A 26,665-nucleotide genomic window follows, 5' to 3' on the forward strand; every position below is an offset into this window, starting at 1 on the left:
GCCATCGCCGCCGCCGTCCGCTTCGAGTCGTTCATGCCAAATCCATCCGACAAGCCGGAATCGAAGCGTCCCCGTGCGCTGCCGATCCCCAAGGGCGTTTCCGACCTGCCGGTCTTCACGCCGGACTCGTCGATCGCCTCCGACGTGATCCCGTCGGCCAATTTCGGCGAGCGCAAGGGTGGGCGCCAGCCGGACATGATCATTCTTCATTACACCGGAATGCCGGATGTCGAAGGGGCGATCACCAAGCTTTGCACCGCCGGCAGCGAGGTGTCCGCCCATTACGTCGTGCTTGAGGACGGACGCATCGTCCAGTGCGTACCGGAGGCCTACCGCGCTTGGCACGCGGGTCTCTCGTCCTGGGGCGGCGACGAGGACATCAATTCCTGCTCGATCGGTGTCGAGATCGTCAATCGCGGCCACGATTGGGGCTATCCGGATTTCCCACCGCGGCAAATCGCGGCGGTCATCGCGCTGTGCCGAGGCATCATGCTTCGCCGCAATGTGCCGGCGCATCGCGTGCTCGGGCATTCCGACGTGGCGCCCGCGCGCAAGAAGGATCCCGGCGAGAAATTCCCGTGGCATTCGCTGGCGAATTCGGGCGTGGGCCACTGGGTGCAGCCGGCGGCGATCACCAAGGGCGAGACGTTGAAGCTCGGCAGCATCGGCGATGACGTCAAGGGCTTGCAGAAGGCGCTCGCCAAATACGGCTATGGCGTGCCGATCACGGGCAAATTCGACGGCATCACCATGGATGTCGTCACCGCGTTCCAACGGCACTTCCGCCCCGAAAAGATCGACGGCATCGCCGACCGCTCGACCTTGTGGACGTTGCATGCGCTGCTGACGAGCCTGCCTGCCGAGGATCAGGCGCCGCGCGTCTGACACGTCAGGCCTCCACATCGAGCTCCCCCAGCCGGCGAGCATAGAGACGCCTGAGCGGCGCGAGCTGCGTGGCCCCGCTCGCCTCGCGGTAGGCGGTGCGTGCCTCGTCGCGCCGACCGAGTCGCCGCAGGAGGTCCGCCCGCACCGCCGGTAGAAGATCGTACTGCTTCAATCCGCCGCGCGCGGCCAGCGCATCGACCAGCGCCAGTGCCCGCGCCGGGCCATCGACCATCGATACGGCGGCTGCATGATTGAGCTCGATCACGGGCGATGGCGCGATCCGCAGCAGAACCTCGTAGAGCCCCACGATCTGCCGCCAATCCGTTTCAGCGTAGCTGGAGGCCTGAGCATGAAGCGCGGCAATCGCTGCCTGGACCGTATAGGGCTGCGGGAGCCCCTTCGTGCCCAGGGCCTGTTCGACCAGCCCAAGCCCTTCGGCGATCTGCTCACGATTCCACAGCGCGCGGTCCTGCTCCTCCAGCAGGACGATGTCGCCCGCCGCATTGGTACGGCCGGCGCGCCGCGCATCGTGCAGCAGCATCAACGCCAGCAGCCCCTTGATGTCGCGCGCCTCCGGCATCAAGCCAAGCAGCAGGCGACACAGCCGGATCGCCTCGCGCGCGAGATCCTCGCGAATCAGCTCGGTGCCTGAGGTCGCGAGATAGCCCTCCGTGAACACCAGATAGATCACGGTCAGGACGCCGCGCAGCCGCTCCTCGAGCGCGTCGCGTCCCGGCACCTCATAGGGAATGCCGGCGAGGCGGATCTTCTGCTTGGCGCGCACGAGGCGCTGCGCCATCGCCTCCTCACCGGCGACAAAGGCGCGGGCGACCTCGGCGGTGGTGAGGCCGCAGACCGTGCGCAGCGTCAGCGCCACCTGAACCTCCGGCGCGAACGACGGATGGCAGCAGGTGAAGATCAGCCGCAGCATGTCATCGTCGAGATCGGACGGCGCGTCGGCGTCGTCGTTGGCGGCGTCACGCTCGATCGCATGAACGATCTCCGCCTCCTTGTCGCGAAAATTGCTCCGCCGCCGGATCCGGTCGATCGCCTTGTTGCGGGCGACGTTGACCAGCCACGCCCGCGGGTTGGCGGGGGCGTCGGACCCCCGCCATTTGAGCAGCGCCGCAGCGAACGCATCCTGCAGCACGTCCTCAGCCAGATCGAAGTCACCGACGAGCCGGATCAAGGTCGCGAGTGCGCGGCCGGCCTCATCGCGGAACACCTTGTCGATCGCATCAGGCGTCATCGGTGACCTTCTCGGCAGCGAGCCGCACCGGTCTCAATGATTGTATTGCCAGACCGGCCGCACCTCGATCGAGCCGAAACGGGCGCCGGGAATACGCGCGGCAATCCCGATCGCCTCGTCGAGATTCTTGGCCTCGATCATGTAGTAGCCGCCGAGCTGCTCGCGGGTCTCGGCGAACGGACCGTCCGTGGTGAGGATCTTGCCGTCGCGCACCCGCACGGTCGTCGACGTCGAGGTCGGCTGCAGCCGGTCACCGCCCTTGTAATTGCCGCTCGAGATGATCGATTGGGTGAACGTCTGGTACTCCGCCAGCATCTTGCCTTCAGCCTCCTTCTCGATCTTCGCGTATTCGGCCTCGTTCAGGTAGATCATCAACAGATACTGCATCGGACTTGCTCCTCTCTTCGGCTGGATCGCCGACATCCAGTCGAACGGCGTCGACACGGAACGACACGCGAAGGATAATATTTTGCGCCGGCATGGCGATGGCTTGACGTGCTGGTCGAGAAGCCCCATTCAAGCTGCATCAGTCGGCCGGACGGCCGCTCCGGCAGGTGCCGAAAGGCCGCCGGGGAGGAAAGTCCGGGCTCCATCGACATGCGGTGCCGGATAACGTCCGGCGGGGGCGACCCCAGGGATAGTGCCACAGAGAACGAACCGCTTCCTCCCGCGAGGGAGGCGAGTAAGGGTGAAAAGGTGCGGTAAGAGCGCACCGCGGGGCCGGCAACGGAACCGGCATGGTAAACCCCACCGGGAGCAAAACCGAATAGGGACGGCCACGCGGAGACAATCGCCAAGGCAGATGATGCCAAGGCGATGACGTCCGCGGGAGCGATGTCAGGCTCGCCGTCCGGGTAGGTTGCCCGAGGTCACGCGCAAGCGCGATCCCAGAGGAATGGCCGTCACGTATCGTCATGCGCAAGCTTGACGGTGCCCTACAGAACCCGGCTTACAGGCCGGCTGATATGTTCATGAGGGGCTCGGCGCCGACAGCGCCGGGCCCCTCACCATTTTGATCATCCGGCCGCCGAGAGCTGGCCGAACTCGGTGGCTTGGCGCTCGAACAGGCTGCGGTAGAGCCCGCCGGGTCTGCCGACCAGCGCGGCGTGGTTGCCCTGCTCGACGATGCGGCCGCGGTCGAACACCAGGATGCGGTCGAGACTGCGCACGGTCGCCAGACGATGCGCGATCACGATCGCCGTCCTGCCCTTCATCAGCCGCTCCATCGCCTCCTGGATCAGCGCCTCCGATTCCGAATCGAGGCTCGAGGTCGCCTCGTCCAGGATCAGCACGCGCGCGTCCGCCAGGAACGCCCGCGCCAGCGCCACCCGCTGCCGCTCGCCGCCCGACAGCTTGACGCCGCGCTCGCCCACCAGCGTGCCGTAGCCCTTGGGCAGGCGCGTGATGAACTCATGCGCGTTGGCGAGCCGCGCCGCCTGCTCGATCTCGGCCTGGCTGGCGCCGGGCCGGCCATAGGCGATGTTCTCGGCCAGCGAGCGGTGGAACAGGATCGGCTCCTGCTGCACGATCGCGATCTGGCTGCGCAGCGAGTCCTGCTTGGCGTGCGCGATGTCCTGGCCGTCGATCATGATGCGGCCGCCGCTGACGTCGTAGAGCCGCTGCACCAGCTTGACGAAGGTCGTCTTGCCGGAGCCCGAGCGCCCGACCAGCCCGATCCGCTCGCCCGGCCGGATGTCCACCGACAGCCTGTCGTAGAGGGAGCTGCGATGGCCGCCATAGTGGAACGTCACCGCATCGAATACGATGTGCCCGCCGGTCACCGCGATCGGCTTCGCGTCCGCCGCATCGACGATGCCGATCGGCTCGCCATGGATCGCCACCAGCTCGTCCATGTCGTTGACCGCCCGCTGCAGGTTGTTGATGTGCATGCCGACGTCGCGCAGATAGGCATGGATCACATAATAGCTGGTGAGCACATAGGTGACGTCGCCCGGCGAGGCCTTGCCTGCCATCCACAGCAGCACGGCGCCGCCGATCACCGAGGAGCGCAGGCACAAGAGCACGCCGAGCTGCACCGCAGCCGTGGTGTTGTAGCGCAGCCACGTGCGATTGACCCGCCGGGACCAGCGGCTGACGACGCGCATCAACCGGCCGTCCTCGCGCGCCTCGGCGCCGAACGACTTCACCACCGCGTTGCAGCTCAACGCGTCCGCCAGCGTGCCGCCGACCTTGGTGTCCCAGGCATTGGAGATGCGCGCCGCGGGCGCGATGTAGCGAGTCGAGAACGCGACGGTCATCGCGACATACAGCACCGCGCCGACGGCGATCACGCCGCCCAGCGCGCCCCAGTGCAGGCCGAGCAGCACCATCGAGCCCAGCAGCACCGAGAGCGACGGCAGCAGCGCCAGCAGGATGGTGTCGTTGTAGAGGTCGAGCGCCCACATGCCCCGGGTGATCTTGCGCACCGTCGAGCCGGCGAAGCTGTTGGCGTGCCAGTCGGTCGAGAAGCGCTGCACGCGCACGAACGCGTCGCGCGCGACATCGGACATGATGCGGAGCGTGAACGGCACGATCAGCTGCAGGCCCGACAATCGAAGCACGATCGAGGCAAAGCCGAGGCCTACGATGGCGGCGAACGCCACCAGCGCGCTGTGCCGTGCATCGGCATTGCCTGGGCCTAGAGTAAGAGCATCAACCAGCCGGCCGGAGAACAGCGGCATGAACAGATCGGCAGCGGTGGCGCCCAACAGCGCGCACGCAATGCCGAGGGTCATACGCGGCTGCTTCAGCCAGTGGCGGGTCACGAACGGGATCACGACGCGGATCGCGGCGGGACGCTTGTCGGCCTTCAGGCCGGAGACGTCGACGGTCATGGCATCATCCGGCCGCGCTCGTCGCGCCAGGCCGGCTCCAAATGAGGCAGACGGACGCGGCAGGCGCGGTCTGCGGATAAGTAATCAGGCGTTGGGAAGTTAAGCGATGGTGCTCAAAGCGAGCGGCCGAACACCAAGACAGGCATCGAGCGGGTGCATGCGATCTGCAGATGCGATGTGGTCATGCAAATCTCCCCGGTTCGAGCGACAATTCCTGCTCCATACCATCGACGGTATGATTTGGCAACCCGCGGCACGCGCAGGAGCCGCTCACGTCAATGTGCGTCGCCGCCGCCCGCCATCGGCGAGCTCGGCTTCTTGAGCAGCATCACCATGAAGCTGAGCGCGATGTAGAAGCAGGTCAGCATGAAGAAGGCATCGCCATAGCCCATCACCACGGCCTGTCGGTGCACGATCTGCGAGAGCTGCTTCATCGCCATCAGCGCCGAGTCGCCCATGCCCTGCAGCTTCTGCTGCAGCATGTTGAGGGTCTCGACCGCGGTCGCATTGCCCCAGGTCACGCGCTCGTGCAGGCGCGAGATGTGCAGGTCGGTGCGGTCGTTCAGCACCTGGTTGATCACGGCGAGTCCGACCGCGCCACCGAGATTGCGCATCAGGTTGAACAGGCCCGAAGCGTTCTTGACGCGGTCCGGCGCCAGAGTGCCGAGCGCGATGTTGTTGGTCGGCACCATCGCGCACATCATGCCGACGCCACGCAGCACCTGCGGCACGAACAGCTCCCAGAAATCGTAGTCGCGGGTGATCCCGGTCATCTGGTAGGAGCCGATGGCGAAGATGACGAGGCCGAAGGCGATGATCAGGCGCATGTCGATCTTCACCATCAGCCGGCCGACCACGGGCGCCATCAGGAACATGGTCACGCCCGACACGAACATCGTCTCGCCGATCATCAGCGCGCTGTAGCCGCGCACCTCGGCGAGATAGCGCGGATAGATGTAGGTCAGGCCGTAGAGGCCGATGCCGATGCAGAACTGCAGCAGGCAGCCGACCGTGAAGTTGCGGTCGCCGAACGCATAGAGGTCGACAATCGGCTCGTCGACCGTCAGCACGCGCCAGAAGAAGCACACCGCCGAGACGGCGCAGACCGCGGCGAAGATCGCCACCGACGTGTCCTGCAGCCACTCATATTGCGGCCCCTCCTCCAGCACGTATTCGAGTGAGCCGAGGAATCCGGCCATGAACAGCAGGCCCCACCAGTCGAAGCGGTCGAGCAGCTCGAAATGCGGCTCGTCGAAATCGACCAAGGCGAGCACGCCGACCGTGATGAGGATGCCCGGCGGGATGTTGACGAAGAACAGCCAATGCCAGGACATCGCGTCGGTGATGTAGCCGCCGACCGTCGGGCCGACCGTCGGCGCAAGGGTGGCGACGAGCCCGATGATCGGGCCGACGACGTTGAACTTGGAGCGCGGAAACACCGTGTAGGCCGAGGCGAACACGGTCGGGATCATGCCGGCGCCGAGAAAGCCCTGGAGCGCGCGCCATACGATCATCTGCTCGATCGAGGACGCGAAGCCGCACAGGAAGCTGGAGATGGTGAATCCCGCGGCCGAGATCGCGAACAACAGCCGCGTGCCGAGCGCGCGCGACAGAAAGCCGGACAAGGGAATCGCGATCACCTCGGCAATCAGATAGGCGGTCTGCACCCAGGACACTTCGCTGGAGCTCGCCGACAGTCCGGCCTGGATCTCGCTGAGCGACGCCGACACGATCTGGATGTCCAGGATCGACATGAACATGCCAAACACCATGATCAGGAACGCGATCAGCCGCCGCGGCGCGATGCGGTCCGACGGCGCCGCCGGTGCGCTCATGGTGGGATTGGCTGTGGTGGCGGTGGCCATGGTCTAATGAGTCCGCTGGAGTCGATGACCGCGCCGCGTCACAGGTGCGCTCCCCCTCCCCCTTGCGGGGAGGGGTCGGGGGTGGGGGTCCCCAACGGCGGTCTCGCCCGGAGCCCCCCACCCCAACCCTCGCCCGCAAGGGGGAGGGAGCTGACTTCCGATGACGCGACAGCGAATGCAAGCGCGCCGGTTAGATCAACTTGCTACTTCCCCTGCACCGTCGCCGGCGCGTCGAGATCTCCGTCACTGTCGGCATCCTTGGCGCCGTCGGTGGTGTCCACCGTGACGTAGACCGACATGCCGGCGCGCAAGAGGTTCTGCCGCGCCACGTCCTTCGGCACGCGGATGCGCACCGGCAGGCGCTGCACGATCTTGGTGAAGTTGCCGGTCGCGTTGTCCGGTGGCAGCAGGGTGAACACCGAACCCGCGGCCGGCGAGATGCTGTCGACCACGCCCTTGAAGCCGCGCGCGCCGTAAGCATCAACCTTGATGGTCACCGGCTGGCCCGGACGGATACGCCTGAGCTGGGTTTCCTTGAAGTTGGCGTCGATGAACACGTCATCGAGCGGCACGACGTTGCCGAGCCGCTGGCCGACCGCGACGAAATCGCCGGTGTTGACGAGGCGGTTGGAGAAGGTGCCGTCGACCGGCGCGCGCACGGTGGCGAATTCGAGATCGCGCTCGGCCTTGGCGAGCGAGGTCTTGAGCTCGGCGAGCTGCGCCTGGGCCTCGACCTGCTGCGCCTTCGTCACCTCGACATTGTCGCGGGCGGCGTCGAACGCGGCGCGCGCGGCGCGCACCCCGGCCATGCCCTGATCGCGCGTGGCTTCCGACTGCTCGAAGGTCGCATGCGAGGCAAAACCCTTGCTGCTCAGCGCCTGCTGGCGCTCATAGTCGAGCCCGGCGCGCTTCATCGCGGCTTCGGATGAGGTGAGATTGGCCTGCGCCTGCTCGACGGCGCTCTGCTGCGCGGCGACCTGGCGGCCGATGCGCGCGATGGTCGCCTCCTGGGTGGCGATCTTGCTGCGCGCGGCGTCGACTGCGATCTTGTAGTCGCCGTCATCGATGCGGAAGATCACGTCGCCCTTGCGGACCACCGAATTGTCCCGCGGCACGATCTCCTGGATGTGCCCGGAGACGCGCGCGCCCAGCATGGTGTTGTTGGCGCGGACATAGGAATCGTCGGTCGAAACCATGAAGCGGCCGACCAGATAATAGTGCGTGGCATAGCCGGCGGCGGCGAGCGCGAGCAGCACGCCGATGCTGGCGAGCACGCGCTTGCGCTTGCCGGATTTCGGCGCGGCGGCGGGCTCGGCTTGCGGCTTCGCTGCGGCAGGAGCGCCGGCCGGCGCGGGCCGTTCGGATGGCGCCTCGGTGCTGACGTCTGCCTTCAGCTCAGCCGGCTTGGCATCAGCCGGCTTGCGCTGCGCCGTGTCGCTGGGCTGCGGGCGGGCCGACTCAGCGCTCGGCTGTTTCGGCGTTTCCTCGGCGTCCGGACGGCGCGCCCGTACAGCCTGATCTCTTGCAGCGGCCATCAGAGACTCCCACCCATGACAGCGGGGCCGCTCAGGCCCCGAAAATCCCGACCGAACCGTTCGGTCAATCCACATCTACCATTGACCGAACCGTTCGGTCAATATACATCTTCGCTATCGCAACATATCCGCGCGGATGCCTTGGTGACGTTGGCGCCGGCCAAATCTTCGGGAACAGCCTAAACCAATGATTGAGGCGGACCATAACACCACCCAGGTGATGCCGGATGAGGACTCCTCGAAACGGCGCCAGATCCTCGAAGGCGCCCGCAAGGTGTTCATGGACATGGGCTTCGACGGCGCCAGCATGGGCGAGATCGCACGCGCGGCCGGCGTCTCCAAGGGCACGCTCTACGTCTACTTCGCCGACAAATTCCGCCTGTTCGAGGCGATCGTCGCGGAGGAGACCGTGCATCGGGGCGCCTCGAACTTCAGCTTCGATCCCGCCCGCGACGCCGCGACCGTGCTGTACGAATTCGGCACCGCCTGGATCGCGGTCGTCTGCCGCCCCGGCGGCGGATCGGCGATCCGCACCGTGATGGCGATTGCCGAACGCATGCCGGAGGTGGGGCGGCGCTACTATGATTGCGTCATCGAGGGCACGATCGGCCGGCTTGCGGCCTATCTGCAGGCCCGTGTCGATGCCAAGGAGCTCGCCATTGACGATTGTCACCTCGCCGCATCGCAATTCCAGCTGATGTGCCAGGCCACGCTGTTCCTGCCCTTCATCTTTCAGGGAGCCCCCGCCCCCTCGCCCGACGAGACGCACAAGGTGGTGGCGAGCGCCGTCCGCATGTTCCTCGCGACCTACAGCATCAAGAGTTGAGACGCCGCTGACCGCAGCGATGCGCGCGCCGATGTCGGCACAACAGATATCGGCGCAAGACATGTCAGCCCGAGATATGCCAGCATAAGACATGCGCTCTCCTTCTCGCGGCTGGTGACGCCCGAGCTTTGCGTTCGGATCACCCTCGGATCGATCGGAGGGTGCAGGGAAGGCCGGGCGCTGGCCGCGCCCGTGGCCCGCCTGCTCAAAAAAATGCAGGCGGCAGGTACCACAGGTCTGGCCGAACACACCCGGCCCTCCCCGCGCGATGGGCTTACGATTTATACGTAATCTCCCCGGTGTCCGGGCTTGTAGCCACCGTCGCCCGCGCAGATGCGCGAGCATCTGCTGCGAACTTGACGCCAGCATCGGGGCGCCAGGACCATACGACTTCATCGTCCTGCCGGTCGCGTTCGTCCGCTCGCGATTCCAGCGCGCTGCGCGCCGACAGGCCACCACTCCCCGCCTCCAACGCTCGTGACGACCGCGAAACGTCCCTCTTCGATCGAGCCGGGATGGCGGTAGACAACCATTAAATTCGGAAAAATGGAAGATGAAAATTTTTGCGCGAGGGACTGGACAGGGCAAATCAGCTTGATCGGGCAAACGAAATCGGATTCTGCGCGCAGCCGGCTTTAACCGCGCGCGACCGCTGCAGCAGCGGGCGACGATACCACGGCGCCGTATCCGCGGAAGAAGCCTAGCGTCCGAGAAGGGGCGCGAGCCGACCTTGCAAGCGGTTGCGGATTGGGGCAATCGAAGCTCGGCAGCCGCGCATCCTGGGCCTACCATGTCAAAGTTCTTCGCTATGGAATCCGTCAGATCTCCCTGGGGTGACTACGGCGATATTCTTTTGAACGGCCTCGTTGAAGCGACCGAGTGCGTCGGACCGCCGATCATCCGCATCTTGCGCACTGGCCCATATGTGCCGCCGATGACCCAGCCATTCGGCTTCATCATCGTCACCGACGAATTTCGACGTGACCTTGAACGCAGCCAGTTGACTGGCTTTGACTTCGAGCAGACTCAGTATGGGAAAGTCGTCCGCCTCGATTGGCAGACTTGGAGCACGGATACCAATGAGCCGATGTCGTATCCCGAGACAGGCGAACCAGAGGACTACATTTTGGGATGCTCCCACGAACCCACTCTTCTGGCGCAGATGCCTCGGTTGTGGGCTCTCGCCGTCCGGCCTACGCCCGAATTGCAGGTCCAGGGCACACATTCCTTCCGCGCAGATCGACATCCGGGCACGGACATCGCTCGTGAGCATACGCTCCATTGGGTAAGCGAGCGTATGAAGGTTTGGCTCGAACGATCGTCGGCGGCTAGATGGATTGCGTTTCGTTCGATAAGCCCACGATGAACAATGTCCGCTTCGGGACAAAATGGGATTCTGGGCGCAACAGCGACGGAATATCTGCTGTCGTGAATGCACCAGTTGACGCGTTTCAGGATTAAACCTTCCCCGCCGCTGCCAAAGTACCTGCGGCATCTCGTACCATTGTCATCACCGGCACGAGCGACGGCATTCTAGGGCGCGCGACCGCAGTAGCACGGCGTCATCGCGAGCGAAGCGACGCGATCCAGGGGCCGCGCCAAGACTCTCGATTGCCTCCGCCTGATCGGCTTGGGGACACGTCGGCGCAAGGACGCCTTGCTCCGCCGCAGCCGCGGGTGACGATGCAACGGCGCCGTGCCCACCATTCTCAGCCGATGCGCCGCGGTGGGCACGGCGCGTGATGCATCGAGTGTGATCAGCAGGATTGGGGGCGCGCCTTTGCCCACCCTACTGTCCTTGCCGAGCCGCTTCTACTTCTTCCCGCTCTTCGTGGTGTGGGAATGCGAATGGCTGTGGCTGTGAGAATGCGAATGGCTGTGCGCGTGCTCATGATCGTGCGCCGGATCGATCGGCATCATCGCGACGTGGCCGTGGCGGACGCCGCGTTCGGCGATGACGTGGTCGGCGAAGGCCTTGACCTCGCGGCGCTCGCCCTTGAGCACGGTGACCTCGAGGCAGCTCTCCTGGTCGATGTGCACGTGCAGGGTCGCCTGGGCGAGGCCGGAATGATCGTGCGCCTCCTGGGTGAGTCGCTTCGGCAGTTCGCGCGCGGCATGGTCGTAGACGTAGCTGAGCGTCGCGATGCAGTGGCGGCTGTCGCTGGCGCCGGCGTCAGCCGTCTCTAAGCCGCTGCGCAGCAGATCGCGAAACGCCTCCGAACGATTGTCGTAGCCGCGCCGGGCCATGAAGGCGTCGACCTCGGCCAGCAGATCGTCGTCGATCGTGATCGTCAGGCGCTGCATGTCCGTCTCCTCGAGCTGCGCGGCAAGCGCCTATCCACCGCATGAGTATGATGTATTCACGTTGACATCATACCGGTGTCACCTTAGCGTTCTTTAACATTCGACAGTAGGGCGATCCAAGCGAGCATGTCGCGGGCCAACGAAGGCGCGCGGCAGTTGAAGATGCATGCCCTGTGGCGAGCTCTAGGGGCGTGACGATGCGGTGGCGTGGGGCGAGTGTTGGCGTGCTGATGGCGGCATTGGCGCAGCAGGCAAACGCCCATCCGGAACGGGCCCCTGCCGAGTTGCCGACGGTCGACGTGGATGCCCCCCGACGCACGGCCAAGCCGAAGCCGCAGGTCCGGCGCGCGGCGCAGCGGCCGAAGCCGGGCACGGCCGGTGCGACTGCGCATGCGACGCCGGCCGCCACGGCCGCGGCTGCACCGTCCGGCGCGCCCAATGTCGGCTCCGGCCCGGCGCGGCCGCAGGGCATGGCGAGCGAGGTCGTGATATCCGGCGAGGAGATCAACGCCCGCCCGGCCACGCGGCCCGGCGAGGTGCTCGAAGCGGTGCCCGGCCTGATCGTCACGCAGCACTCGGGCGAGGGCAAAGCCAACCAGTATTTCCTGCGCGGCTACAATCTCGACCACGGCACCGATCTCGCGCTGTTCGTCGATGATGTGCCGGTCAACATGCGCACCCATGCCCATGGCCAGGGCTATGCCGATCTCAACTGGCTGATGCCGGAGACGATCGGCCGCCTCGACGTGCGCAAGGGGCCCTACTTCGCCGACGAGGGCGACTTCGCCTCGGCCGGCAGCGTCCATATCGGGCTGGTCGACAGCGTGCCCAAGGCGATCGCGCAGATGACGGCGGGCAGCTTCGGCTATCGCCGCTTCTTCGGCATGGACTCGGTGCATGTCGGCGACGGCCATCTGCTGATCGCCGGCGAGGCCGGCCGCTATGACGGACCGTGGACCACGCCCGATGATGCGAAGAAGCTGAACGGCCTGATGCGGTATTCGCAGGGCACCGCGACCGACGGCTTCTCGATCACCGGCATGGCCTATGCGAACCGCTGGACCTCGACCGACCAGGTGCCGGAGCGCGCCATCACCTCGGGCCTGCTCGGCCGCTACGATGCGGTCGATCCGACCGACGGCGGCAAGACCAACCGCTTCGCGCTGTCCGGCCGCATCGCCGGCACCGACGACGCCGGCTCCTGGAAGGCCAACGCCTATGTGGTGAAGAGCCAGCTCGATCTCTACAACAATTTCACCTACGCGCTGCGCGACCCGGTCAATGGCGACCAGTTCCACCAGCACGACGACCGGCTGATGCTCGGCGCCAACGCGTCGCGCACCTTGAACGGCAGCTTTGCCGGCCAGCCGATGGAGACGACCGTCGGCATCCAGACGCGCTATGACGACATCGCGCTCGCCTTGACCAACACCCGTCAGCGGGTGCTGCTCTCCGACATCGATGCCAACAACACCGGCGTCGTTCGCGCCGACAAGGTCGGCGAAGGCAGCGTCGGGCTCTATGTCGAAAACACGGTGCGCTGGACCGACTGGCTGCGCACCACGGTCGGCTATCGCGGCGACTATTATCAGACCCACGTGTATTCGCTGACCAACGGCAACAACACCGGCGATGCCGCAGCCAGCCTCGGCAGTCCGAAATTCAGGATGGTGATCGGGCCGTTCGACAAGACAGAGTTCTTCGTCGGCGCCGGCTATGGCATGCACAGCAACGATGCCCGCGGCGCGACCGCCACCGAGGATCCGGCCGATCCGACCAACAAGCTCGCCTCCTCGCCGCTTCTCGTCCGCACCAAGGGCGCCGAGGTCGGCGTGCGCACGCGCATCATTCCGGGACTCGACTCGTCACTGAGCGTGTTCATGCTCAACCAGGATTCCGAGATCCTGTTCTCCGGCGATGCCGGCAACACCGAGGCGAGCCGGCCGAGCCGGCGCTACGGCTTCGAGCTGACAAACCATTACCGGCCGGCGTCGTGGATCGACATCGATGCCGATCTGGCGATAACGCATGCCCGCTTCGTTGGCGACAACACCGACCAGGCGGCGGTCTACACCTCGCTCGCCGGCTACCCCCAGGCACAGCTTGGCAATGCACCGGGCAACTACATCCCCAACGCGCCGTCGATGGTCGCCTCGGCCGGCATCACGCTGGGTGAGAAGACCGGCTGGTTCGGCGGCCTGCGCTGGCGCTATCTCGGCGCGACGCCGCTGACGGAGGACAACTACTTCCGCTCGACCGCGACCAGCGTGTTCAACGGCCGCCTCGGCTTCCGCGACGCCAATGGCTGGCGCATCCAGCTCGACGTGCTGAACCTGCTCAACACCAAGGCCAGCCAGATCTCCTACGGTTACGGCTCTCTGCTGCCGACCGACCAGCTTTACAAGGACTGCTACGTGTCGCCGCCCGCGACGCCGGTTCCGGCGCAGGTCTGCCAGACCGGCGTCATGGACCGCGTGCTGCACCCGATCGAGCCGCTGACGTTCCGGGTGACGGTGGCGGGGACGTTTTGAGGACTTGATCGTCGTAGCGGCATGACCGTTCTGGCAGCTCGTTCAAGGCACGCTATCGCCGCGCAGGCGGTGCGCTCCCCTCCCCTTGCGGCTACGGGATGCCCGAAAGCGATTCCAAGCGATTTCTGGATGTGATTCAAAGTTTTCGACCGGTTCGGTGGAGAGCTTTGAATGTCATTTGGCGATATTCGAGTTGCGGAGCGGGCTGACTGGCTGATCGAACGGGTGGCGACAGCAGGCACGCTGGTCTTGCGGAAGTTGGGGGAGACGCGAGCCGGCGAGAAGGCCATTCACCGATTTCTGTCCTCGCACCACGTCTCGGTCGATCGGATCGTCGAGACGCTGGCGGCTCGGACTGCGGCTCAATGCGTGGGACGGCGTATTCTGGCGATCCAGGACACGAGCGAGATCAATTTCTCCGGCCGTGACAAGAAGCGGCGCGGCTTCGGTCCTGGCGGGGACGGAAAAACACCCGGCTTCTTCATCCATCCCGTGATTGCCCTCGACGTCGAGAGCGAGGCGGTGTTGGGACTTGTCGACGCGGAAATCTGGACGCGCTCAGCCGGACGAGTTCCGGCTCGCCGCAAGCGAGCGATCGAGGATAAGGAGTCGATACGCTGGCTGTATGGCTGTCAGGCGGCTGCCGGCGTCTTATCGGAGGCGGCCAGCGTCACGATGGTCGCCGATCGCGAAAGCGACATCTACCCGTTGTTTACGCGTAAGCCGGAAGGGCTCGATCTGATCGTGCGTGCTGCGCAGGATCGCTGCCTGTCCGATGGCAAAATGCTGTTTGCAGCGCTTGCCGAGACGAAGGTGCTGAAAACAAGCCTCGTCAAGGTGGCGCCGCGCGGCCCCGGCGATAAAGGGCGCGGGGCGACCGTCGAGCTTCGCGCCGGAAGCGTGTCTCTTGCCCGGCCACAGAGCCTGAAACGATCAGAGGCCTGCGATGCCATCGAAATGACTTTGATACAGGCGCGTGAGATCGATGCGCCCGCCGGCAAAACACCGTTGTTGTGGCATCTGCTCACGACCCATTCCGTTGCCAGCGCGGCAGATGCCGAACAGATCGTGCAACTCTATCGATTGCGCTGGCGCATCGAACAGGTCTTCCGTGCTCTCAAGAGCGATGGCTTGGCTCTCGACGACAGTCAGGTCATCGATGCCGATCGCATGTTCAATCTCGCGGCGATCGGGCTTGCTGGCGCTATCCGGACCATCCAGCTTGTCGACGCCAGAGACGGCAGTCCCCGTCCCATGAGCGACGTGATCGACCCGGCCTTCAGACCAGCTCTGGGGCACCTATCAAAAACGCTCGAAGGCAAGACCGCGCGGCAGCAGAACCCACATCCTCCCGATTCCCTCGCGTTCGTCGCATGGATCGCGGCACGCCTCGGCGGCTGGAATTGCTACGGTAAACCACCAGGGCCAAAGACAATGCGAGACGGCTGGGATCGTCTCGCTGCAATGCTTGAAGGCTATCTACTTGCAACCCAAAGCATAAAACCGGGAATCCCGTAGCCCCTTGCGGGGAGGGGTTGGGGGTTGGTATTCACGGGTCCCGCCGTTGATGAGAGCCAGCGCGCCGACAGGCACGACGCTTCGTTGCGTGTCGCGTTACGCACCCCATGAGTTCTCGACAGATGATGGGGATCTCACCACGTTCAGCGCGTGGGGACCCCCACCCCCGACCCCTCCCCGCAAGGGGGAGGGGAGCCCACCACCGCCTGGGCAAGAGTTCGAGCCGTCGCGTGCTATAATGTGTGCCTCTCCTCGGGACCGAAACCATGTCCGACCGCACCACCCATTGGCAGAGCGTCTACACCACCAAGGCCGAGACCGAGGTCAGCTGGTACCAGGACGATCCGGCGACCTCGCTGCGGATGATCCGCGAGGCCGGCGCGACGCCGACATCGCGGATCATCGACATCGGCGGCGGCGCCTCGCGGCTGGTCGATGCGCTGCTCGCGGCCGGCTACAGCGCGCTCGCCGTGCTCGACATCTCCGATGCGGCACTGGCGACGGCCCGCCGCAGGCTCGGCGCGGCGGCAGCCGGGGTCACGTGGATCGCCTCCGACGTCACCACCTGGACGCCGGACGCGCGCTACGACGTCTGGCACGACCGGGCCGCCTTCCATTTCCTCACCGCGCCTGAGGACCGGGCCGCCTACGTCGACCGCCTGCGCGCGGCGGTGGTGCCCGGCGGGGCCGTCATCATCGGCACGTTCGCGCCCGATGGTCCGGAGAGGTGCAGCGGACTGCCGGTCGTCCGCTACGACGCCCACAGCCTGGCCGCAACGCTGGGTCCTGCTTTCACGCTGGAGGACAGTTGCACCGAGGCGCATCGCACGCCATGGGACTCGACGCAGCAGTTCCAGTTCTGTCGCTTCCGCGCCGGTTAGTCAGCAGCACAGAGGCGGGCCATCCGACACGACGAGAACCTCGATGTCGGTATCCTCTCTGCGCGCGGCATCGTCCGCTCCGCCAGCGGAGGTCTCACTCTGCGGCGGCGTGCGCCAGGGAATCGGCTTCGGCGGCATCCGCTCCAGGCGCTGCGCGTCGGCGACGGCGCGGCGGGCGATCTTCAGCGAACGGCAGACCAGCACGGCCTGCTCGGCGGTGCCGACCTCGAAGCCCGAGCCAATCGCCTTGATGCGATACGATACCATCTCCGCCTCTCCCAATCCGGCAGCAACCAGAACCCCGCGCGCCTTGTTCCTGGCGACTGTGGCAGGTCTAGTGTCGGCCAATGGCGGACGGCAAAACTGGTCAACGGACTCCTAATGCGCAGCGCGTGACATCGGCGTTTCCGTTTCGGGGCGGGACAGAACGGTTTCAGGCGCGGCCAACGGCGGGAGAAATCCACAGCGGCGCACAGGCGCGAGCGAATGGCGAGCAGGTGATCGTCCCGATTCGCTACTCGCTATTCCCTATTCGCCCCTCTCAATAGTCCCGGAATTCGTCTTCCTCGTTGATCAGCTGGCCGATGCTGCGCGGCTGCTTGCGCGACGGGATCGAGCTGGTCACGTCGGGCTCGCGCTGGCCGTAGCCATAGCGCCGCTGCTGCGCGCGCGCCGCCACCGCCTCGCCGGACTGCGCGGCCGGCTGGCAGATCAGGCGGCGGCTGGCGCGGCGCATCAGGTCCACATGGATGTGGTCGTAGTGATAGACGTTGGAGCCCGGCGCCAGCACGGTGGTGAACTGCTGGCAGGCGCCACCCTGGATGTCGCGCAGAAAGCCCTGCTCCTCCGGCAGGCCGATCCAGCCATCCTTGACGCTGATGCGACGGCCGTCGGCGAGCGTGAAGGCGGCGATGTCGAGCGCGTTGCCGAAGGCATGCTCGGAAATGTGCGCGCTCGGATTGCCGTTCATGCCGCGGCAGGAATAGGCCGAGATCTGCTTGATCTCGACGACCTTGGTGCCGAACCAGCGCTGGGCCGCCGGCTGCACCGATTCCGCAAGCCAGCGGTCCAGCGCCGAGACGATCGGACAGGCGAGCGTCGCGGTCGGCTTCACCGCGACCGGGCCGACGGTGCCGACCGGATCGCGCGACGGTCCGAGCCGCGGTGGCGGTTCCTGCGGCGGATAGGCGGTGCGAGCGGCCGGCTGACCGCGATAGGGCGAATAGGCCGCGTCGGCCGGCTGATCGACGTCGTCCTCGCCGACCGGCGGCTCGAGCTGCAGTGGCGCGCCGGGAGGAGCGCCATAGGACGGCGATGCCGAATTCGGATAGGCCGCGCTCGACGCGGGATAGGCCGGCTGCGGCGCGGCCTGCGGCTGATAGGTCGCGGGCGGGGCGTAGCGTTGCGGCGGCTGGTTGATCGGCCAGCGCGGCTGGCCGCCGATCGCGGCCGGTGGACGCAGGCTTTCATCGGCGAAGCCATAGCTCGTGGTCGCTTCGCCGAGCGCCGCCACCTTCAGCGGATAGTCGGCGCCGCACATGCCGGGGCCGGAGATCGGATTGATGCGGACGATATCCGCGCTCTCCTTCACCGCGCCCGATTTCAGGCAGGCAATCTCGGCCTCGGCCCGCCACGGCTCGCGCTCCTGGAAGAATCCACGGCCGCAACCCGCAAGCGAGACAAGGACGATGGAGCCGACGAGATACAAACGAACTCCGCGCGTCATATGCAGAGGTTTGCGGCAATTTGCTTAAGGACCTGTCAATGCCGTCCATTTACGGCGCGCAAACCATCGTGACGTGAAAGGCAGTCCATTTACGGGGAAGCGACAACCGCGCTGTCTTTTTTGCCGATGCCGATCGGATATGTGTGGCGCGCGCTCCGCGGAACGCCTGCGTCAAGAGCGACGCGCACGTCAGGGGCGCGAGAGATACGAAAACGGGAGCCATCCCATGAGCCCTGCCGATCGGCTGAGCATGGCGGTCACGTGTATCGTGTTTGCATTCGTCGGCGCCATCGTCGTCGGGATGATCTGATCGCTGAGATCCGATCTCGATCAATCGACGGGCGGCTGTCGGCCGGCGGCGTGCCATCGCCCACCTTCCCGCGCGGAGTTGTCGTCTTCAGACGCGCATCCGTCGGCTGTGATCTCTGTCACAGATCGCGCCGGCGCCCGCGTTTAACAGGTCCCTCAGGTTCACGACGCCGTCCCGAGGGAGCTCATCCATGAAGACCGTCTTTCTGGCCGCAGCAGCCGTTCTGATCGCGAGCAGCGCCGCGCAGGCCGGCAGCTCGATCGCGTTCAATTTCGACGGACACAAGATCCGCGTCACCGTGCCGCGCAACTGCCAGTCGCTGTCCTGCCTGCAGGTGTCCGGCATCGACCTCAGCGGGCTGACATCGTCCAAGCTCGACGATGATGCGCCGGCGAGCAGCGCGCCTGCGGCCAGCGCTCCGGCTCCCGCCGCCGCGGCGCCTGCTGCGCCGGTCGTGAATGCGCCAGCGCCCGTCGCCGCCGCGCCAGCCGTGGCCGCGCCACCCCCCGCAGCGCCCGCTTCCGTCGCGCCATCCACGACGGGGCAGATGCCGGTGCCGCCGGCACCGGTCGCGGCGACCGCGCCTGCTCCCCAGCCTGCTCCGGCACCCGCGCCGGTCACCGTCGCCGCGGCGCCTGCCGCAGTTCAGCCCGCCCCGGCGCCGGCGGCCGATCCGAACTCGCCGCTCGGCCTGTGGGCCACCGAGGGCGGCAAGGGCAACGTCGTGATCGAGCCGTGCGGCGCCAACATCTGCGGCTTTGCCGAGAAGACGCGCGAGAAGATCCTGATCAACATGAAGCCGAAGGACAGCAAATGGGTCGGCCGCATCCACGATCCGGACGGCGGCGGCAATTACGACTCCACCGTCGTGCTCAAGAGCCCGAACACCCTGCGGGTCCAGGGCTGCGCCTTCGGCGGCCTGTTCTGCGGCGGCCAGACCTGGAAGCGCGTGAGCTGATCGCCGTCCCTCGACATCGGCAAACGCAAAGGCCCCGCCGGGATCAGCACCGGCGGGGTTTCTTTCTCGTGGCGTCTGCTACGCCACCTTGGCGGGGATCGCCGAGGGCATCGCGATGCGCAGCGGCAGCGACAGCCGCACCCGCAGACCGCGCGGGGCGTTGGGCATCAGCGCGATGCCGCCGTCATGCTTCTTCATGATCTCCTGCGCGATCGACAGCCCGAGGCCGAAGCCGCCGGCGGAGCGCGCCTGGTCGAGCTTGACGAACGGCTCCAGCGCGCGCGCCTGCAGCGCCTGCGGAATGCCCGGACCGTCGTCGGCGACCTCGATCGCGATCATGCCGTCGGCCAGGGTCGACAGGCTGACCACGACCTCGCTGCCATGCTTGACCGCGTTCTCGACCACGTTGGTGACGGCGCGCGACAGCGCCCGGGCCCGGCCCTCGCAGACCAGCCGCGACGGTCCATCGAAGGTGACGGCGTGGCCGACATCGGCGAAGTCGCAGCAGATCGTCTCGAGCAGGCTCGCCAGCTCGATCCGCGCCGGCTGCTCGGCCTTGGTGTCGTCGCGCAGATAGTCCAGCGTCTCGTCGAGCATGCGGCTGACCTGGTCGATGTCGCGCAGCATCGCGCTGCGCATCTCGCCCTGTCCGATGCGCTCCGAGCGCAGCCGGAGCCGCGTCAGCGGCGTGCGCAGATCGTGGCTGATCGCGGCCAGCATGCGCGTGCGGTCGTCGAGCAGCGCGCGGATGCGCGCCTGCATCTCGTTCAGCGCCTCGGCGACCTGGGCGATCTCCCGGGGCCCGCGCCGGCTCAGCGGCTCCTGCGCTCCCGGCGAGCGGCCGAACGCCGCCGCCGCGCGCGCCATCTCCGACAGCGGCCGGATGATCGCCCGCGCCGCGTAGATCGACAGCAGCACGCCCAGGATCAGGATGAGGAACAGGAACACCGCCGTCGGCTTCAGCACCATCGACCAGAATTCGAGGCGCGGCACGTCGTCGAACACCAGCGCACGCTCGCCGTCGACCTGAACGATGATCTGGGTCGGCGGCGACGCGCCATAGCCGACGCCGTGGAGCAAGGTGATGTCACGCAGCACGCTGAGCTGACGGCGGGCCAGCCGCGAGGTCCATGGCACGTCCCTGACCGGCTTGGCGAGCAGCGTGAGCGAGGTCAGCGGCACGAGCTCGACCTGGATGCCGGAGCTGCGCAGGCTCGACAGGCTGCTGTCGACGGCCACGGGGTCGTTCGCGGCGCGGACGAAGTGCACCGCCTCGGCCACGCGCGCGATGCCGTAGGCCGGCGATTCCTGCTCGTCGGGCGGATCGAGGAACAGCAGCGCCGCCGCGATCATCACGACCATGCCGAACAGCACCGACAGCGACGCCAGCGTCACGATCTGCGTGGTGAGGCCGAGGCGCGGGCACGGCTTGCTATCAGGCGTCATCGATGCTCTCGACTCTTGGCGTGAAGACGTAGCCGCCGAGGCGCACCGTCTTGATCAGGGTCCAGCTCCTGGCGCCGGGCTCGATCTTCTGGCGGATGCGGCTGATGTGAACGTCGATGCTGCGCTCGACCGGCCCGGCCTGCCCGCCATGCGCCAGCTCGATCAGTTGCTCGCGCGACAGCACCCGGCCGGCGTTGCGGCAGAACGCCAGGAGAATGTCGAACTCGGCGCTCGTCAGCGTGATCTTGACGCGGTCGGGATCGAACAGCGTGCGCGTCGCCGGCTCGATGCGCCAGCCGTCGAAAGTCATCGGTGCCTGCCGCGCCGCGATCACGGCGGGATGCAATTGCGAGCGGCGCAGCAGCGCGCGGATCCGCGCCACCAGCTCGCGCGGATTGAACGGCTTGACGACGTAGTCGTCGGCGCCGAGCTCGAGACCGAGGATGCGATCGATGTCCTCGCCCTTCGCCGTCACCATGATGATTGGCACGGTCGAGATCTGGCGAAGGCGGCGACAGATGCTCATGCCGTCATCGTCCGGCAGCATCACGTCGAGCATGATGAGGTCGACCTGCTCGCGCTGCAAGAGGTCGTTCATTGCGGCCGCGGAGGACACGAAGCGCGGCGCGAAGCCGTGCTCCTGCAACAGCTCGGTGAGCAGCGCCGCAATCTCCCGGTCATCTTCGACGCAGAGAATGCGCGCAGCTGCCGGTATGTTTGCGTCTGCGGCCACGGCGGTATTGTGTGACGACATCATGCGCGGAACATGGTCGATTTGAGTCCAAAAGAACAGCCCGAAGCGAGCTCCGATCGTGGCAAAAGTAAGCTGTATTGTTAAGGCGGAAACATTTCTTCACGCGACTTAATCCTGCGAAATTGGTATCACGCCTAGGCTTTACGCATCAGACAAGCATCAACAGGGAAGTCCTGCGGCATGGCTCTTCGGCCGGCGCGGCCCTCTTCCGAACCGCGATCGTCTCAGCCACCGTGAAGCCTCTCCTGCTCGCACTCTGCCTGGCCACACCGCTGCTCGCCGGCTGCGCCGTCGGGCCCGACTACGTGAAGCCGGATTTCGGCATGCCCCAGAGCTGGAGCAGCGACCGCAACAAACCCACGCAAGCGCTGAAGCTCGCACATTGGTGGCGCAGCCTCGGCGATGTCATGCTCGATCAGCTGATCGCAGACGCCGTCAGCGGCAATCTCGACGTCGCCGCCGCCAAGGCGCGCATCCGCGAGGCGCGGGCGACGCAGCGCCAGGCCATCGGCGCACTGTTTCCCACAGTGAGCGGCACCGGCACGGCGACGGAGACCCGCAGCGCCGGCAGCTCGACGAGCGGCATCGCGATCGCTCCTACCACCTACAGCCAGTACCAGGCCGGCTTCGATTCGAGCTGGGAGCTCGATCTGTTCGGCGCCAACCGCCGCGCGGTCGAGGCCGCGGGCTATGGCGTCGACGCTGCGGAGGACGATCTGCGCGCGACCTTGCTGACGCTGATCGGCGACGTCGCCTCGAACTACATCGATGCCCGCGCCTATCAGGCGCGGGTGGCGCTGGCCCGGCGCACGGCGGCCTCGCAGCGCGAAACCGCGGCACTGACCGAGCGCAAGCAGAATGCCGGCTCGGCGTCGGCCGTCGACACCGCCAAGGCCTCCGCGCTCGCCGCCAGCACCGAAGCCACCATCCCGACCTATGAGAGCAGCTATCAGCAGGCCGTGCACCGGCTCGGCGTGCTGCTCGGCCGCGACCCGGCCGCACTGAGCCTGCGCCTGTCGCGCACTGCGGCGATCCCGGCGCCACGCCTGCCGTTGCCGAAGGGCATCCCGGCCGACGTGCTGGTGATGCGGCCGGACGTCCGCAAGGCCGAGCGGCAGCTCGCACAGTTCACCGCGAAGATCGGACAAGCGACGGCTGCGCTGTATCCGGATGTCAGCCTCAGCGGCTCGGTCTCGACCAGCGCGCTGAAGCTCGGCGATCTCGGCAAGAGCTCGACCATCGGCTGGTCGATCGGCCCCAGCGTGTCGGTGCCGATCTTCAACGGCGGCAAGCTGCAGGCGGCGGTGGAGATCGCCGAGGCGCAGCGCGACGAGTACCACGTCGCTTGGCAGAGCGCCGTGTTGAGCGCGCTCGAGGACGTCGAGAACGCCATCGTCAATCTCGCCCAGGAACGCATCCGCATCCGCAGCCTGACGGAGTCGGCGCGACGCTATGGCGAGGCTGCACGGCTGTCGCGCTCGCTCTATCAGACGGGGTCCAGCACTTTCCTCGACGTGCTCGACGCCGAGCGCTCGCAATTCACGGCCGAGGACAATTTGCTCGCCAGCCGCGCGACCTTGGCGAAAAACTACGTCGCACTGGCCAAGGCTTTGGGCGGCGGTTGGACCGGCGCGATCGACAGCTCGCGGCCCGAGGTCGTCGACAGCGGCACCGGGCCGCATCTCGCGCAGTCCGTCGACCCCAAATAGCCCACGTCCTGAATTCCAAAACGTGTTTCCGAAATGATCCGATGAACGCACCCCTATCCCAGATGCCCCGAGCGGTCGCGGTCGATGACGGCCACGCGCCGGTACCGAAGCCCAAGCGGCTGCGCCGCTGGCCGCTGCTGATCGTGGGAGCGCTCGTCGTTCTGGCCGCCGCGATCGTGCTGGTCATGAGGCTGACCAGCAATCCCAACGCCAATCTCGTCACCGCCCCCGTCACGACCGGCGACATCGAGCAGACCGTGCTCGCCACCGGCACGCTGAAGCCGGTCAAGCTCGTCGCGGTCGGTGCCCAGGCCTCGGGGCGCCTCGTCGCGCTCAACGTCAAGCTCGGCCAGAAAGTGAAGGCCGGCGACCTGATCGCCGAGATCGACTCGCTGACGCAGCAGAACACGCTGCGCACCAACGAGGCGAGCCTGCGGAGCGTGCGGGCGCAGCGTGACGAGAAGGTCGCCACCCTGGCGCTGGCCGAGGCGAACCTGGCGCGGCAGCAGGTTACGCTGGCGCAGAAGGCGTCGTCGCGCGCCGACTACGACAGCGCCGAGGCGACCGCGAAGCAGACCCAGGCCCAGATCGCGCAGCTCGACGCGCAGATCGTCGAGGCCGAGGTGGCGATCGAGACCGCGCGCGTCAATCTCGGCTACACGAAGATCACGGCTCCGATCGACGGCACCGTGCTGTCGATCGTCACCCAGCAGGGCCAGACCGTGAATGCGGTGCAGTCGGCACCGACCATCGTCGTGCTCGGCCAGGTCGAGACGATGACCGTGCGGGTGGAGATTTCCGAGGCCGACGTGGTCAAGGTCAGGCCCGGACAGAACGTCTATTTCACCGTGCTGGGCGAGCCCGATCATCGCTACGAGGGCACGCTCGGATCGATCGAGCCGGCGCCCGAATCGATCAAGAGCGATTCGAGCTTCTCGTCGAGCACGACGACCACGTCGAGCAGCAGCTCGTCCTCGTCCACCACGTCGTCGGCGATCTACTACAACGGCGTGTTCGACATCGCCAATCCGGACGGGCGGCTGATGACCTACATGACGGCCGAGGTCCACATCCTGCTCGGCGAGGCCCGCAAGGTCCCGACCATTCCGTCGTCCGCGCTTGGCAACGCCAATCCCGATGGCAGCTACACGGTGCGCGTGCTGACCGGCGCAGGAACACTGGAGAAGCGCACCACTCACATCGGCCTCAACAACAAGATCCGGGCCGAGGTGCAGTCCGGCCTGAGCGAGGGCGAGCGGGTCGTCATCTCGACGCCCGACGAGGGACCGAAGCGAACCGTGATGCCGCCGCCGGCCTCCTCCGGAGGTCCGTGATGGCGGAGGTGCTGATCGATCTGCAGAACGTCGGGCGGTGCTACGCCTCCGGCGAAAACATCGTCCATGCCTTGCGCGAGGTCGACATCCAGATCGCGCGCGGCGAGATGGTCGCCATCATAGGCCAGTCGGGCTCCGGCAAGTCGACGCTGATGAACATTCTGGGCTGCCTCGACCGCCCGACATCCGGCAGCTACCGGATCGCCGGCCGCGAGATGGGCTCGCTCGATCCGGACGAGCTGGCGGCGTTGCGGCGCGAGCATTTCGGCTTCATCTTCCAGCGCTACCATCTGCTGGGCGAACTCACGGCCGCTGAGAATGCCGAGGTCCCGGCCGTCTATTCCGGGCTCGGCCCCAATGCGCGGCGCCGGAAGGCGGCGGCGCTGCTGCAGCGGCTCGGCATGGGCAGCCGTACCGAGCACAAGCCGGGTCAGCTCTCGGGCGGCCAGCAGCAGCGGGTCTCGATCGCCCGCGCGCTGGTCAACGATCCCGACGTGATCCTGGCCGACGAGCCGACCGGCGCGCTCGACCGCGCCAGCGGCGAGGAGGTGCTGCGCATCCTCGACGAGATCAGCGCCTCCGAGCGCACCGTCATCATCGTCACGCACGATCCGAGCGTCGCGCAGCGCGCCCGGCGCATCATCGAGATCGAGGACGGCCGCGTCATTTCCGACCGGCTCAATCCGCGGACTTCGGAACCCGCGCCAGCCGCAGCGACCGAAGACCACTCCGCTCCGGCGGCGTCGTGGTGGCGCAGCCAGCTCGACCGTTTCCGCGAGGCCGCGCGGATGGCGCTGCTCGCCATGAATGCACACCGGATGCGCGCGTTCCTCACCATGCTCGGCATCATCATCGGCGTCGCCTCGGTCGTCCTGGTGCTGGCGCTCGGCAAAGGCTCGCAGGCCAAGGTGCTGAAGGACATCAACCGGCTCGGCACCAACACGCTGGAATTCTTTCCCGGCAAGGATTTCGGCGATACGCGCTCCAGCAAGATCAGGACGCTGGTGCTCGCCGATGCCAAGGTCATGGCGCAGCAGCCCTATGTCGACGCCATCTCGCCGACGGTCTCGACCACCAGCACGTTGCGGTTCGGCGCGATCGAGGTCAGCGCCCAGATCTCCGGCGTCGGCGAGCAGTATTTCCGGGTCAAGAACACCGAGCTCGCCGAAGGCAGCTATCTCGATGCCGATACCGTGCGCTCCTACGCCCAGGATGCCGTGATCGACGACAATGCGCGCAAGGCGTTGTTTCCCGATCCCGACGTCAGTCCGCTGGGCAGCGTGGTCCTGATCGGCAAGGTGCCCTGCCGCGTCGTCGGCATCACCAAGCAGCAGCAGGCCGGCTTCGGCTCCAGCTCCACGCCGATCGTCTACCTGCCCTACACGACCGTGCAGGCGCGCTTCCTCGGCAACCAGGTGCTGCGCAGCATCAGCGTCCGCGTCGACGAGGCGACGCCGATGGCCGCGGCCGAGCGCGCCGCGACGGCGCTGCTGACGGCGCGGCACAACGCCAAGGACTTCTTCGTGCTCAACACCGACGACATCCGCAAGACCGTCGAGAGCACGACGCAGGTGCTGACCCTGCTGGTGGCAGCCATCGCCGTGATCTCGCTCTTGGTCGGCGGCATCGGCGTCATGAACATCATGCTCGTATCGGTGTCCGAGCGCGTCGGCGAGATCGGGGTGCGCATGGCGGTCGGCGCGCGGCGCAGCGACATCCTGATGCAGTTCCTGATCGAGGCCGTGCTGGTCTGCCTGCTCGGCGGCGCGCTGGGCCTGGCGCTCGCGGTCGGCTTCGGCACGGTCTTCAACGCGCTCGACGTCGGCTTCCAGCTGATCTATTCGCCGCTCGCAATGGTCGGCGCCGCCGTCACGTCGATGGCGATCGGCATCGGCTTCGGCTACATGCCCGCCCGCAGCGCCTCGCGGCTCGATCCGGCAACGGCTCTGGCAAGGGAGTAGGCCGGAAAGAATGAGCTCCACTCCTCCGGACAACAACCG

Annotated in this window: 20 protein-coding genes and 1 other RNA gene; 11 read left to right on the forward strand and 10 right to left on the reverse strand. The window is 66.6% G+C overall.

Annotated elements, in window-relative coordinates; genetic code table 11:
• The first annotated feature begins 33 nt into the window (after positions 1–33).
• A complete protein-coding gene (locus tag QX132_RS13660) occupies positions 34–885 on the forward strand; it encodes an N-acetylmuramoyl-L-alanine amidase (protein ID WP_315778792.1) in 852 nt (283 codons plus the stop codon).
• 4 nt (positions 886–889) lie between these two features.
• Here the strand turns inward: QX132_RS13660 and QX132_RS13665 are convergent, their stop codons facing one another.
• Both QX132_RS13665 and QX132_RS13670 read right to left on the reverse strand, forming a co-directional pair.
• Positions 890–2,134 carry an RNA polymerase sigma factor gene (locus tag QX132_RS13665; RefSeq protein ID WP_316161500.1) on the reverse strand — a complete coding sequence of 415 codons (1,245 nt, stop codon included), beginning with the start codon at positions 2,132–2,134 and terminating at the stop codon, positions 890–892.
• Between the two features lie 33 nt (positions 2,135–2,167).
• Positions 2,168–2,521, reverse strand: coding sequence for a YciI family protein (locus QX132_RS13670; protein ID WP_315736765.1), 354 nt, complete (start codon positions 2,519–2,521; stop codon positions 2,168–2,170).
• A 139-nt stretch (positions 2,522–2,660) separates the two neighbouring features.
• On the opposite strand from QX132_RS13670, the gene rnpB reads away from it, so the two are divergent.
• Positions 2,661–3,102: RNase P RNA component class A (gene rnpB, locus QX132_RS13675), an RNA gene on the forward strand.
• Positions 3,103–3,150: 48 nt separating this feature from the next.
• Here rnpB and QX132_RS13680 read toward each other — a convergent pair.
• The 3 genes from QX132_RS13680 to QX132_RS13690 form a co-directional block, all read right to left on the reverse strand.
• On the reverse strand, positions 3,151–4,968 hold the full coding sequence (locus tag QX132_RS13680) for an ABC transporter ATP-binding protein (protein ID WP_316161501.1): 1,818 nt from the start codon (positions 4,966–4,968) through the stop codon (positions 3,151–3,153).
• A gap of 275 nt (positions 4,969–5,243) precedes the next feature.
• Positions 5,244–6,833 carry a DHA2 family efflux MFS transporter permease subunit gene (locus QX132_RS13685; protein ID WP_315736763.1) on the reverse strand — a complete coding sequence of 530 codons (1,590 nt, stop codon included), beginning with the start codon at positions 6,831–6,833 and terminating at the stop codon, positions 5,244–5,246.
• A gap of 203 nt (positions 6,834–7,036) precedes the next feature.
• Positions 7,037–8,368 carry an HlyD family secretion protein gene (locus QX132_RS13690; RefSeq protein WP_315736762.1) on the reverse strand — a complete coding sequence of 444 codons (1,332 nt, stop codon included), beginning with the start codon at positions 8,366–8,368 and terminating at the stop codon, positions 7,037–7,039.
• Between the two features lie 187 nt (positions 8,369–8,555).
• On the opposite strand from QX132_RS13690, the gene QX132_RS13695 reads away from it, so the two are divergent.
• Entirely contained in the window at positions 8,556–9,194 is a 639-nt protein-coding gene (locus QX132_RS13695) for a TetR/AcrR family transcriptional regulator (RefSeq protein ID WP_315736761.1), read from the forward strand.
• Between the two features lie 790 nt (positions 9,195–9,984).
• Positions 9,985–10,560, forward strand: a complete 576-nt coding sequence (locus QX132_RS13700; protein ID WP_315736760.1) for a hypothetical protein — start codon at positions 9,985–9,987, stop codon at positions 10,558–10,560.
• A gap of 446 nt (positions 10,561–11,006) precedes the next feature.
• Here the strand turns inward: QX132_RS13700 and nikR are convergent, their stop codons facing one another.
• Positions 11,007–11,498, reverse strand: a complete 492-nt coding sequence (nikR, locus tag QX132_RS13705; protein ID WP_315771375.1) for a nickel-responsive transcriptional regulator NikR — start codon at positions 11,496–11,498, stop codon at positions 11,007–11,009.
• A 197-nt stretch (positions 11,499–11,695) separates the two neighbouring features.
• Between nikR and QX132_RS13710 the strand changes: the two genes are divergently transcribed.
• The 3 genes from QX132_RS13710 (at position 11,696) to QX132_RS13720 (ending at position 16,428) form a co-directional block, all read left to right on the forward strand.
• A complete protein-coding gene (locus QX132_RS13710; protein ID WP_316161504.1) occupies positions 11,696–14,029 on the forward strand; it encodes a TonB-dependent receptor in 2,334 nt (777 codons plus the stop codon).
• Positions 14,030–14,200: 171 nt separating this feature from the next.
• A complete protein-coding gene (locus QX132_RS13715) occupies positions 14,201–15,547 on the forward strand; it encodes an IS4 family transposase (protein ID WP_315781472.1) in 1,347 nt (448 codons plus the stop codon).
• 266 nt (positions 15,548–15,813) lie between these two features.
• Positions 15,814–16,428, forward strand: coding sequence for a class I SAM-dependent methyltransferase (locus tag QX132_RS13720; protein ID WP_316161505.1), 615 nt, complete (start codon positions 15,814–15,816; stop codon positions 16,426–16,428).
• Here QX132_RS13720 and QX132_RS13725 read toward each other — a convergent pair whose 3' ends face one another.
• Both QX132_RS13725 and QX132_RS13730 read right to left on the reverse strand, forming a co-directional pair.
• Positions 16,429–16,695 carry a hypothetical protein gene (locus QX132_RS13725; protein ID WP_316161507.1) on the reverse strand — a complete coding sequence of 89 codons (267 nt, stop codon included), beginning with the start codon at positions 16,693–16,695 and terminating at the stop codon, positions 16,429–16,431.
• A gap of 274 nt (positions 16,696–16,969) precedes the next feature.
• Complete coding sequence (locus QX132_RS13730; RefSeq protein WP_315796257.1) at positions 16,970–18,154, reverse strand: extensin family protein; 1,185 nt, start codon at positions 18,152–18,154, stop codon at positions 16,970–16,972.
• Between the two features lie 500 nt (positions 18,155–18,654).
• Between QX132_RS13730 and QX132_RS13735 the strand changes: the two genes are divergently transcribed.
• A complete protein-coding gene (locus QX132_RS13735) occupies positions 18,655–19,422 on the forward strand; it encodes a DUF2147 domain-containing protein (RefSeq protein ID WP_315796256.1) in 768 nt (255 codons plus the stop codon).
• A 78-nt stretch (positions 19,423–19,500) separates the two neighbouring features.
• On the opposite strand, the gene QX132_RS13740 is transcribed toward QX132_RS13735, so the two are convergent.
• Positions 19,501–20,868, reverse strand: a complete 1,368-nt coding sequence (locus QX132_RS13740; RefSeq protein WP_315796255.1) for an ATP-binding protein — start codon at positions 20,866–20,868, stop codon at positions 19,501–19,503.
• Positions 20,858–21,625, reverse strand: coding sequence for a response regulator (locus tag QX132_RS13745; RefSeq protein WP_315796253.1), 768 nt, complete (start codon positions 21,623–21,625; stop codon positions 20,858–20,860). Before QX132_RS13745 ends, QX132_RS13740 begins: the two co-directional genes overlap by 11 nt.
• Positions 21,626–21,855: 230 nt before the next feature.
• On the opposite strand from QX132_RS13745, the gene QX132_RS13750 reads away from it, so the two are divergent.
• Genes QX132_RS13750 through QX132_RS13760 form a run of 3 tightly spaced genes read left to right on the forward strand, consistent with a single transcriptional unit; the run spans position 21,856 to position 26,626 of the window.
• Positions 21,856–23,331 carry an efflux transporter outer membrane subunit gene (locus QX132_RS13750; RefSeq protein ID WP_315811253.1) on the forward strand — a complete coding sequence of 492 codons (1,476 nt, stop codon included), beginning with the start codon at positions 21,856–21,858 and terminating at the stop codon, positions 23,329–23,331.
• 41 nt (positions 23,332–23,372) lie between these two features.
• The gene (locus QX132_RS13755; protein WP_316161509.1) at positions 23,373–24,665 is read left to right on the forward strand and encodes an efflux RND transporter periplasmic adaptor subunit; all 1,293 of its coding nucleotides are present in this window, start codon (positions 23,373–23,375) and stop codon (positions 24,663–24,665) included.
• The gene (locus tag QX132_RS13760) at positions 24,665–26,626 is read left to right on the forward strand and encodes a MacB family efflux pump subunit (RefSeq protein ID WP_316161511.1); all 1,962 of its coding nucleotides are present in this window, start codon (positions 24,665–24,667) and stop codon (positions 26,624–26,626) included. Before QX132_RS13755 ends, QX132_RS13760 begins: the two co-directional genes overlap by 1 nt.
• Positions 26,627–26,665 lie beyond the last annotated feature (39 nt).

Source organism: Bradyrhizobium sp. SZCCHNRI20481 (assembly GCF_032485055.1).
Classification (GTDB): Bacteria; Pseudomonadota; Alphaproteobacteria; order Rhizobiales; family Xanthobacteraceae; genus Bradyrhizobium.

What these genes read in the sequence shown, in the direction of transcription:
- QX132_RS13660 (WP_315778792.1), top strand. Translation starts at nt 34, where the DNA reads ATGCCAAATCCATCCGACAAGCCGGAATCGAAGCGTCCCCGTGCGCTG.
- QX132_RS13665 (WP_316161500.1), bottom strand. Translation starts at nt 2,134, where the DNA reads ATGACGCCTGATGCGATCGACAAGGTGTTCCGCGATGAGGCCGGCCGC.
- QX132_RS13670 (WP_315736765.1), bottom strand. Translation starts at nt 2,521, where the DNA reads ATGCAGTATCTGTTGATGATCTACCTGAACGAGGCCGAATACGCGAAG.
- QX132_RS13680 (WP_316161501.1), bottom strand. Translation starts at nt 4,968, where the DNA reads ATGACCGTCGACGTCTCCGGCCTGAAGGCCGACAAGCGTCCCGCCGCG.
- QX132_RS13685 (WP_315736763.1), bottom strand. Translation starts at nt 6,833, where the DNA reads ATGGCCACCGCCACCACAGCCAATCCCACCATGAGCGCACCGGCGGCG.
- QX132_RS13690 (WP_315736762.1), bottom strand. Translation starts at nt 8,368, where the DNA reads ATGGCCGCTGCAAGAGATCAGGCTGTACGGGCGCGCCGTCCGGACGCC.
- QX132_RS13695 (WP_315736761.1), top strand. Translation starts at nt 8,556, where the DNA reads ATGATTGAGGCGGACCATAACACCACCCAGGTGATGCCGGATGAGGAC.
- QX132_RS13700 (WP_315736760.1), top strand. Translation starts at nt 9,985, where the DNA reads ATGTCAAAGTTCTTCGCTATGGAATCCGTCAGATCTCCCTGGGGTGAC.
- nikR (WP_315771375.1), bottom strand. Translation starts at nt 11,498, where the DNA reads ATGCAGCGCCTGACGATCACGATCGACGACGATCTGCTGGCCGAGGTC.
- QX132_RS13710 (WP_316161504.1), top strand. Translation starts at nt 11,696, where the DNA reads ATGCGGTGGCGTGGGGCGAGTGTTGGCGTGCTGATGGCGGCATTGGCG.
- QX132_RS13715 (WP_315781472.1), top strand. Translation starts at nt 14,201, where the DNA reads ATGTCATTTGGCGATATTCGAGTTGCGGAGCGGGCTGACTGGCTGATC.
- QX132_RS13720 (WP_316161505.1), top strand. Translation starts at nt 15,814, where the DNA reads ATGTCCGACCGCACCACCCATTGGCAGAGCGTCTACACCACCAAGGCC.
- QX132_RS13725 (WP_316161507.1), bottom strand. Translation starts at nt 16,695, where the DNA reads ATGGTATCGTATCGCATCAAGGCGATTGGCTCGGGCTTCGAGGTCGGC.
- QX132_RS13730 (WP_315796257.1), bottom strand. Translation starts at nt 18,154, where the DNA reads ATGACGCGCGGAGTTCGTTTGTATCTCGTCGGCTCCATCGTCCTTGTC.
- QX132_RS13735 (WP_315796256.1), top strand. Translation starts at nt 18,655, where the DNA reads ATGAAGACCGTCTTTCTGGCCGCAGCAGCCGTTCTGATCGCGAGCAGC.
- QX132_RS13740 (WP_315796255.1), bottom strand. Translation starts at nt 20,868, where the DNA reads ATGACGCCTGATAGCAAGCCGTGCCCGCGCCTCGGCCTCACCACGCAG.
- QX132_RS13745 (WP_315796253.1), bottom strand. Translation starts at nt 21,625, where the DNA reads ATGATGTCGTCACACAATACCGCCGTGGCCGCAGACGCAAACATACCG.
- QX132_RS13755 (WP_316161509.1), top strand. Translation starts at nt 23,373, where the DNA reads ATGAACGCACCCCTATCCCAGATGCCCCGAGCGGTCGCGGTCGATGAC.
- QX132_RS13760 (WP_316161511.1), top strand. Translation starts at nt 24,665, where the DNA reads ATGGCGGAGGTGCTGATCGATCTGCAGAACGTCGGGCGGTGCTACGCC.